Here is a 6,283-nt window from a genome sequence, read left to right as displayed (position 1 = left end):
GCCGACTACGAGCGTCTCGTGCAATTGCCGGATCTGTGGCATCCCCGACGCGGGCTTCAGCTCATTCTTCGCGAACTGCTCGACCGGCTGGCTGAATCGACCGCGGCGCTGGAGCAGTTGGTGCGGCCGAAAGAGACCGTGCTCATCGGCAGCACGCTGGCGTGGAACGTCCGACTGGTGCAAGAGCGCCTGGGTGTGCCGGGCGCGACTGTTCATCTTTCACCGTCTTGCCTGGTCTCCGCGACGCTGCCGCCCTTGCTGCCGGGAGTGGGAGATTTGTCGTGGCTTCCCGGCTGGGCGGTGCGGCTTCTTCAAACGATCAGCGAACGCGTGCTGATCGATCCGGGCATCGCCCCAGCCTTGAACCGGGTTCGTGCAGAACTGGGTTTGAATCCGTGCGCCGCGTGCTCAGCCGATGGATTCATTCGCCCGAGCTGGTGATCTGTGCTTGGCCTGAATGGTTCGCGCCCACTCAACCGGATTGGCCCGAGCAGGCGGTGACGACCGGCTTTGCGCTGCTGCGGGAGGCGCAGCCGTCGCGGCTCGATCCGGTGCTCCTGGATTTTCTTGAAGCCGGCCCGGCGCCGATCGGCTTGACGCCGGGTTCCGCCATGGCGCACGGCAAGCTTTTCTTTGCACGCGGCCTCGAAGCGTGTGCCACGGTCGGTCGCCGCGCGGTGCTCGTGACGCCCTATGCCGATCAGCTGCCGAGCCCTTTGCCCAACTGGGCGTGCCACGTTGCCTATGCGCCTTTCGACGCGCTGCTGCCGCGGCTTGCCACGCTCGTTCACCATGGCGGCATCGGGACCTGCGCCGAAGCGCTTGCAGCGGGCGTGCCACAGATCGTGGTGCCCTTTGCACACGACCAGTTCGACAACGCCGCGAGGCTCGAGCGGCTCGGCCTCGGCGTGACCCTGAAGGCGGTGGCTCCGGCAAGCCACTGGGTGCGCGCTTTCGCGCAAGCGGAGACCGGTCAGGCGGCTTCCGGGGCGGCTGTCGCGGCCGAGCGCATGAACCACACCACGCAGAGCGTGCAACAGATCGTGGAGCGCATCGAGCGGCTCGGTACGCGCGGATAGGGCGCGACAAAACGAGCCGACGCTCAACCGCTGTTGGTGTTGGCCTTGCTCTCGCTGCCGTCCGGCGCCTTGTGGCGAGTCCGTGGCATGTAGCGCGCGACACTCGATGTCGCGGCCGACGGTCTTGAGCAATCGGCGTTCCTCGGCGCCGTGTGGCTGCAGCGCCGGGCGAGGGAGCGGGCAGGACGAACAGTCGCCGCTTCAGCCCGCGCAGGACTTCATGCGTCTGCGCTTGTGCCGGTGTGGCCGGCTTCGCCGAGCATGCCGCGGCGTTCGATGAAGCTGACCACTTCCGTCAGGCCCTCGTGCGTCTTCAGGTTGGTCATGACAAAGGGCTTCAAGCCGGCCGGGCCCTGGCGCATGCGCCGGGTGTCGGCCGCCATGATCTCGAGATCGGCGCCGACATGCGGGGCGAGGTCGGTCTTGTTGATCACGAACAGGTCGCTCTTCGTGATGCCGGGCCCGCCCTTGCGCGGGATCTTTTCGCCGGCGGCCACGTCGATCACGTAGATCGTCAGGTCGCTGAGTTCCGGGCTGAAGGTGGCGGCGAGGTTGTCGCCACCGCTTTCGATGAACGCGATGTCGGCGTTCGGAAAGCGCTCCAGCATGCGGTCGAGCGCTTCGAGGTTGATCGAGGCGTCTTCGCGGATGGCAGTGTGCGGGCAGCCGCCTGTTTCCACGCCCATGATTCGTTCGGCCTCGAGTGCGCCCGCCACCGTGAGCAGACGCTGGTCTTCCTTGGTGTAGATGTCGTTGGTGATGACGACCAGGTCGTAGCGCTCGCGCATCGTCTTGCACAACAGTTCGACGAGCGTTGTCTTGCCGCTGCCGACCGGGCCGCCCACGCCCACGCGCAGCGGCGGCAATCGCTTGGTCCGGTTGGCGATGTTGTGCAGGGCGCTCATGGCGTTGCCTTTCCTTGTGTTGACGGGTTCAGGAGCGGAACAGGCGCGAGTACTGTGCTTCGTGCTGCGCCGACAGGATGGCGAGCATGGGCGTGAAGGCTTGCCGCTGGCCTTCGCTCACCCTCAGCGCGTTGTCCACGGCCGCGGGGATCGCATCGACCAGAGCAGCCAGCACGCGCTGGCCGGCGCTCTGGCCGAGCGGCACGGCCTTGAGCGCGGCCTGCACCATGTTCTCCGCCCACCCGAACGCGAAGGCCAGGCCGGCTTCGCGGGGCGTGGCTGCGGCTTGCTCGGCAGCGAGTGCGAAGGCGATCGGCCAGGTCGGCGCCGGTGGCAGCGCAGCGAGTTGCGCCAGCCGCGGATCGTCGGGCGCCCGGTTGCGCAGCCATTCCAGCAGCGAGCGGCCCATTTGCTGTGTCTGCTGGCGCAATTCGCGCGTCTCGCGGGTCGTGTCGATCCAGGCGTTGAGCTCGCGGACCGACTCCGCATCGCGCCGCCGCCATGCGCCGAGCGCCTTGCCGACGACCGGCAGGTCGCTGCGCCCGAGGCTCAGGTGCAACTGGTCGAGCAGCCAGGCGCGTGCCGATGCTTCGTCGCTCACACGAACCGCCTCGACTGCCGGCTCCAATCCTTCGGAATAGCTGAAACCGCCGACGGGCAGGGCGGGCGAGGCCAGCCAGCTCAAGGTCAGCCAGGTCGCGGCACTCGTCGGCGCGACCGGTCGGCGTACGCGCGGCATCGCGGTGATCAGTGCCCGTGATCGTGCCCGCAGCCCGGGCCGTGAACGTGCGGCACCGGGGCCGCCTGCACGGCGATGCCGACCGGCCGGCCTCGGTCGGCAGCCGGCTTGGGACCGTGACCGTGCTCCCCGCCGTGCTCATGCTCGTGCTCCTGAATCTGCCGAGACGAGTGCGCGTGTCCGCCGCCGGCCGCATAGGCGCCGGCTTCGGGCTCGAACGGTGCCTGCGCTTCGGTCACGGTCAGGTGCATGGCCCGCAGCATGGCGGCGAGCACGTGGTCGGGTTCGAACTGCAGACGGTCCGGCTGCAGTTCCAGGGCGACGTGGCGATTGCCCAGGTGATAAGCGGCGCGCATCAGGTCGAAGGGCGCGCCGTGCTCGGCGCACAGGGTGACCTGCAGCACCGGCTGGGCAGCAGCGATCACGCGCATCAGCGAGCCGTCTTCGGCCACCAGCACGTCGCCGCCGCGAAGCACCGTGCCGCGCGGCAGAAACACGCCGAGGGTGCGGCCCAGCGAGTCGGTCGCGTCGAAGCGGCTCTTCTGACGAACGTCCCAGTCGAGTTCGACGGCGGCAGCGCGTTTCAGCAGCACCGGCGCCAGGCCGCGGCCGCCGGAGATGAGTTTGTTGAAGGTCAGCATGGCGGCATTGTCGATTGGCTGCGGAGTCGGTTGAACGCGGGCGGCCTGCGGTCGCTGGCGCCGCACGCGCAAGAGTCAGAACAGGAAATAGCGCTGCGCCATCGGCAGCACCGCGGCCGGCTCGCAGGTGAGCAGCTGGCCGTCGGCGCGCACCGCGTAGGTCTGGGCGTCGACCTCCATGCGCGGCAGCCAGGCGTTGTGGATCATGTCGGTCTTCTTCACCGTGCGGCAGCCGCGCACGGCCGCCAGCGACTTGCGCAGGCCGAGGTGTTCGCCGATGCCGGCGGCCAGCGCCGCCTGGCTCACGAAGCTGAGCGAGCCGCGCGCCAGTGCGCCGCCGAAGGCACCGAACATCGGCCGAGAATGCACCGGCTGCGGCGTGGGGATGCTGGCGTTGGCATCGCCCATCAGCGCCTGCGCGATGAAACCGCCCTTGAGTACGAGGCTGGGTTTGATGCCGAAGAAGCCGGGCCGCCACAAGACCAGGTCGGCCCACTTGCCGACCTCGACGCTGCCGACTTCGTGGGCGATGCCGTGGGCGAGTGCGGGGTTGATGGTGTACTTCGCGACGTAGCGCTTGGCGCGGAAGTTGTCGTTGCGTTGGGAGTGCTGGGCCAGACCCTGACCCCCCGCCCTTTCCCACTGCGCGGGAGAGGGAGCTTGTCCGGCTGTCTCTCCTGCGCCGGCGGTATTGTCTTCCTCCCCAGCCCCGCGGGAGAGGGCGGGGGGTGAGGGCTGCAGCCACCCCCGCTGCACCTTCATCTTGTGCGCCGTCTGCCAACAGCGCAGCACCACTTCGCCGACCCGACCCATCGCCTGCGAGTCCGAGCTGAAGATCGAGATCGCCCCCAGATCGTGCAGCACGTCCTCTGCCGCAATCGTCTCGCGGCGGATGCGGCTCTCGGCGAAGGCCAGGTCCTCGGCGATCGACGCGTCGAGGTGGTGGCAAACCATCAGCATGTCCAGATGCTCGTCGATGGTGTTGACGGTGTAGGGCCGTGTCGGGTTCGTGGAGGAGGGCAGCACATTGGCTTCGCCCACCACCTTGAGGATGTCCGGCGCATGGCCGCCGCCCGCGCCTTCGGTGTGAAAGCTGTGGATGGTGCGGCCCTTGAACGCTGCGATGGTGTCTTCGACGAAGCCGCTCTCGTTGAGCGTGTCGGTGTGAATCGCCACCTGCGTATCGGTCTCCTCCGCCACGCTGAGGCAGCAGTCGATCGCCGCCGGCGTCGTGCCCCAGTCCTCGTGCAGCTTCAGGCCGATGGCGCCGGCCTCGATCTGCTGGCGCAGCGCCTCGGGCCGGCTGGCGTTGCCCTTGCCCATGAAGCCCAGGTTCATCGGGAAGGCCTCGGCAGCGCGCAGCATCTGGGCGATGTTCTCCGGCCCCGGCGTGCAGGTGGTCGCGAAGGTGCCGGTGGCCGGCCCGGTGCCGCCGCCGAGCATGGTGGTGATGCCGCTCGCCAGGGCCTCCTCGATCTGCTGGGGGCAGATGAAGTGGATGTGGCTGTCGATGCCGCCGGCGGTGAGGATCATCCCTTCGGCCGCGATGATCTCGGTGCCGGGGCCGATGACGATGTCCACGCCCGGCTGCACGTCGGGGTTGCCGGCCTTGCCGATCGCGCAAATGCGCTGGCCGCGCAGGCCGATGTCGGCCTTGACGATGCCCCAGTGATCGAGGACGAGTGCGTTGGTGATGACGCAATCGACCGCATCCTCCGCCCCTGGGCCGTTCGCGCGCTGCGACTGGCCCATGCCGTCGCGGATGGTCTTGCCGCCGCCGAACTTCACTTCCTCGCCGTAGCCGCCGGCGCGCAGCGTGTGGTCGGCTTCGACTTCTATGATGAGTTCGGTGTCGGCAAGGCGCACCCGGTCGCCGACCGTGGGGCCGTACATCTCGGCATATGCGCGGCGGCCGATGGTCATGACGACTCCTGGGCCGCGCTGTAGCGCTCCTGGCCCTTCAATGGACCGCTCGCTTGCTTGACGCAGCAAGACGCTGCGCTTGCCGCCATCACAGCGCTCCCTGCACGAGGCCGCGAAAACCGAACACCTGTCGTGCGCCCGCGTAGTCGACCAGCTCGATCGTGCGCTGCTGGCCGGGCTCGAAGCGCACCGCCGTGCCGGAGGCGATGTTCAAGCGCATGCCGCGCGCAGCAACGCGGTCGAAGCGCAGTGCGCCGTTGGTCTCGGCGAAGTGGTAGTGAGAACCCACCTGGATCGGCCGATCGCCGCCATTGGCCACCACCAAAGTGAGCGTGCGACGCCCCGGGTTGAGCACGTGGTCGGGGCCGTCGGTGAACAGCTCGCCCGGCACCATGCTCACTTGCCTCGCGACAGCCATAGCGCCACGCCGACGCCCACGGCGAGGGCCAGCAAGCCGAGCGCATCGCCGGCATGCGCGTGCCACTCGGCTTCGATGCCGTGGCCGGGATGGGCTCGGGCAAGTGCGGGCGTCATGGCGGCAGCGAGGATCGCGAGCTTGTGCATGGTGTTGTCTCCTTCGTTCATGGAATCGGTTGGTGCACTGTCACCAGCTTGGTGCCGTCGGGGAAGGTGGCCTCGACCTGGATGTCGGGAACGAGTTCGGCCACGCCGTCCATCACATCGGCGCGCGTGAGCACCTGCCGGCCCTCGCTCATCAGCTGCGCCACGCTCTTGCCGTCGCGTGCGCCTTCGAGGATGGCTGCGCTGATCAGGGCGATGGCCTCTGGCACGTTGAGCTTCACACCGCGCGCCTTGCGGCGCTCGGCCAGCAGCGCGGCGGTGAAGAGCAGGAGCTTGTCTTTCTCGCGCGGGAGCAGATCCACGTGTGTCCTTTCCAACAAAGGCTTCGTCAGCGCATTGCGCGTTGCGTCTTGCAAGCCTCGTGCCCTTGCTTGGCGCGGGGGCGCTCGTTTTCAGGGCGCAGCGCCGAGCTTA

General features: G+C 68.4%; 8 protein-coding genes and 1 pseudogene. 2 read left to right on the top strand and 7 right to left on the bottom strand.

Annotated features, from left to right (window positions below; genetic code table 11):
• Together H0W38_RS14405 and H0W38_RS14400 are read left to right on the top strand one after the other, a co-directional pair.
• A pseudogene (locus H0W38_RS14405) lies at positions 1 to 441 on the top strand (hypothetical protein); the annotation flags it as partial.
• Positions 396 to 1,079, top strand: coding sequence for a nucleotide disphospho-sugar-binding domain-containing protein (locus H0W38_RS14400; protein WP_292455239.1), 684 nt, complete (start codon positions 396 to 398; stop codon positions 1,077 to 1,079). The pseudogene H0W38_RS14405 and the gene H0W38_RS14400, both read left to right, overlap by 46 nt.
• A gap of 218 nt (positions 1,080 to 1,297) precedes the next feature.
• Here the strand turns inward: H0W38_RS14400 and ureG are convergent, their stop codons facing one another.
• The 7 genes from ureG to H0W38_RS14365 form a co-directional block, all read right to left on the bottom strand.
• The gene (ureG, locus tag H0W38_RS14395) at positions 1,298 to 1,984 is read right to left on the bottom strand and encodes an urease accessory protein UreG (RefSeq protein WP_292455236.1); all 687 of its coding nucleotides are present in this window, start codon (positions 1,982 to 1,984) and stop codon (positions 1,298 to 1,300) included.
• Between the two features lie 28 nt (positions 1,985 to 2,012).
• Positions 2,013 to 2,723, bottom strand: a complete 711-nt coding sequence (locus H0W38_RS14390; RefSeq protein WP_292455233.1) for an urease accessory protein UreF — start codon at positions 2,721 to 2,723, stop codon at positions 2,013 to 2,015.
• An 8-nt stretch (positions 2,724 to 2,731) separates the two neighbouring features.
• A complete protein-coding gene (gene ureE / locus H0W38_RS14385) occupies positions 2,732 to 3,364 on the bottom strand; it encodes an urease accessory protein UreE (RefSeq protein ID WP_292455230.1) in 633 nt (210 codons plus the stop codon).
• Positions 3,365 to 3,439: 75 nt separating this feature from the next.
• Complete coding sequence (locus H0W38_RS14380) at positions 3,440 to 5,287, bottom strand: urease subunit alpha (RefSeq protein WP_292455228.1); 1,848 nt, start codon at positions 5,285 to 5,287, stop codon at positions 3,440 to 3,442.
• Between the two features lie 88 nt (positions 5,288 to 5,375).
• Positions 5,376 to 5,681, bottom strand: coding sequence for an urease subunit beta (locus H0W38_RS14375; protein WP_292455226.1), 306 nt, complete (start codon positions 5,679 to 5,681; stop codon positions 5,376 to 5,378).
• A 2-nt stretch (positions 5,682 to 5,683) separates the two neighbouring features.
• The gene (locus H0W38_RS14370; protein ID WP_292455224.1) at positions 5,684 to 5,851 is read right to left on the bottom strand and encodes a hypothetical protein; all 168 of its coding nucleotides are present in this window, start codon (positions 5,849 to 5,851) and stop codon (positions 5,684 to 5,686) included.
• 17 nt (positions 5,852 to 5,868) lie between these two features.
• The gene (locus tag H0W38_RS14365; protein ID WP_292455222.1) at positions 5,869 to 6,171 is read right to left on the bottom strand and encodes an urease subunit gamma; all 303 of its coding nucleotides are present in this window, start codon (positions 6,169 to 6,171) and stop codon (positions 5,869 to 5,871) included.
• Between the last annotated feature and the right edge of the window lie 112 nt (positions 6,172 to 6,283).

Origin of the sequence: Methylibium sp. (assembly GCF_013817365.1) — a bacterium.
GTDB lineage: Bacteria > Pseudomonadota > Gammaproteobacteria > Burkholderiales > Burkholderiaceae_C > Methylibium.
The sequence above is the reverse complement of the archived record's forward strand: the minus strand, read 5'-3'. Positions and strand labels throughout refer to the sequence as shown.

Bases quoted from the DNA above. Each gene is read 5' to 3' on its own strand.
- ureG (WP_292455236.1), bottom strand. From the start codon at position 1,984: ATGAGCGCCCTGCACAACATCGCCAACCGGACCAAGCGATTGCCGCCG.
- H0W38_RS14390 (WP_292455233.1), bottom strand. From the start codon at position 2,723: ATGCCGCGCGTACGCCGACCGGTCGCGCCGACGAGTGCCGCGACCTGG.
- ureE (WP_292455230.1), bottom strand. From the start codon at position 3,364: ATGCTGACCTTCAACAAACTCATCTCCGGCGGCCGCGGCCTGGCGCCG.
- H0W38_RS14380 (WP_292455228.1), bottom strand. From the start codon at position 5,287: ATGACCATCGGCCGCCGCGCATATGCCGAGATGTACGGCCCCACGGTC.
- H0W38_RS14375 (WP_292455226.1), bottom strand. From the start codon at position 5,681: ATGGTGCCGGGCGAGCTGTTCACCGACGGCCCCGACCACGTGCTCAAC.
- H0W38_RS14370 (WP_292455224.1), bottom strand. From the start codon at position 5,851: ATGCACAAGCTCGCGATCCTCGCTGCCGCCATGACGCCCGCACTTGCC.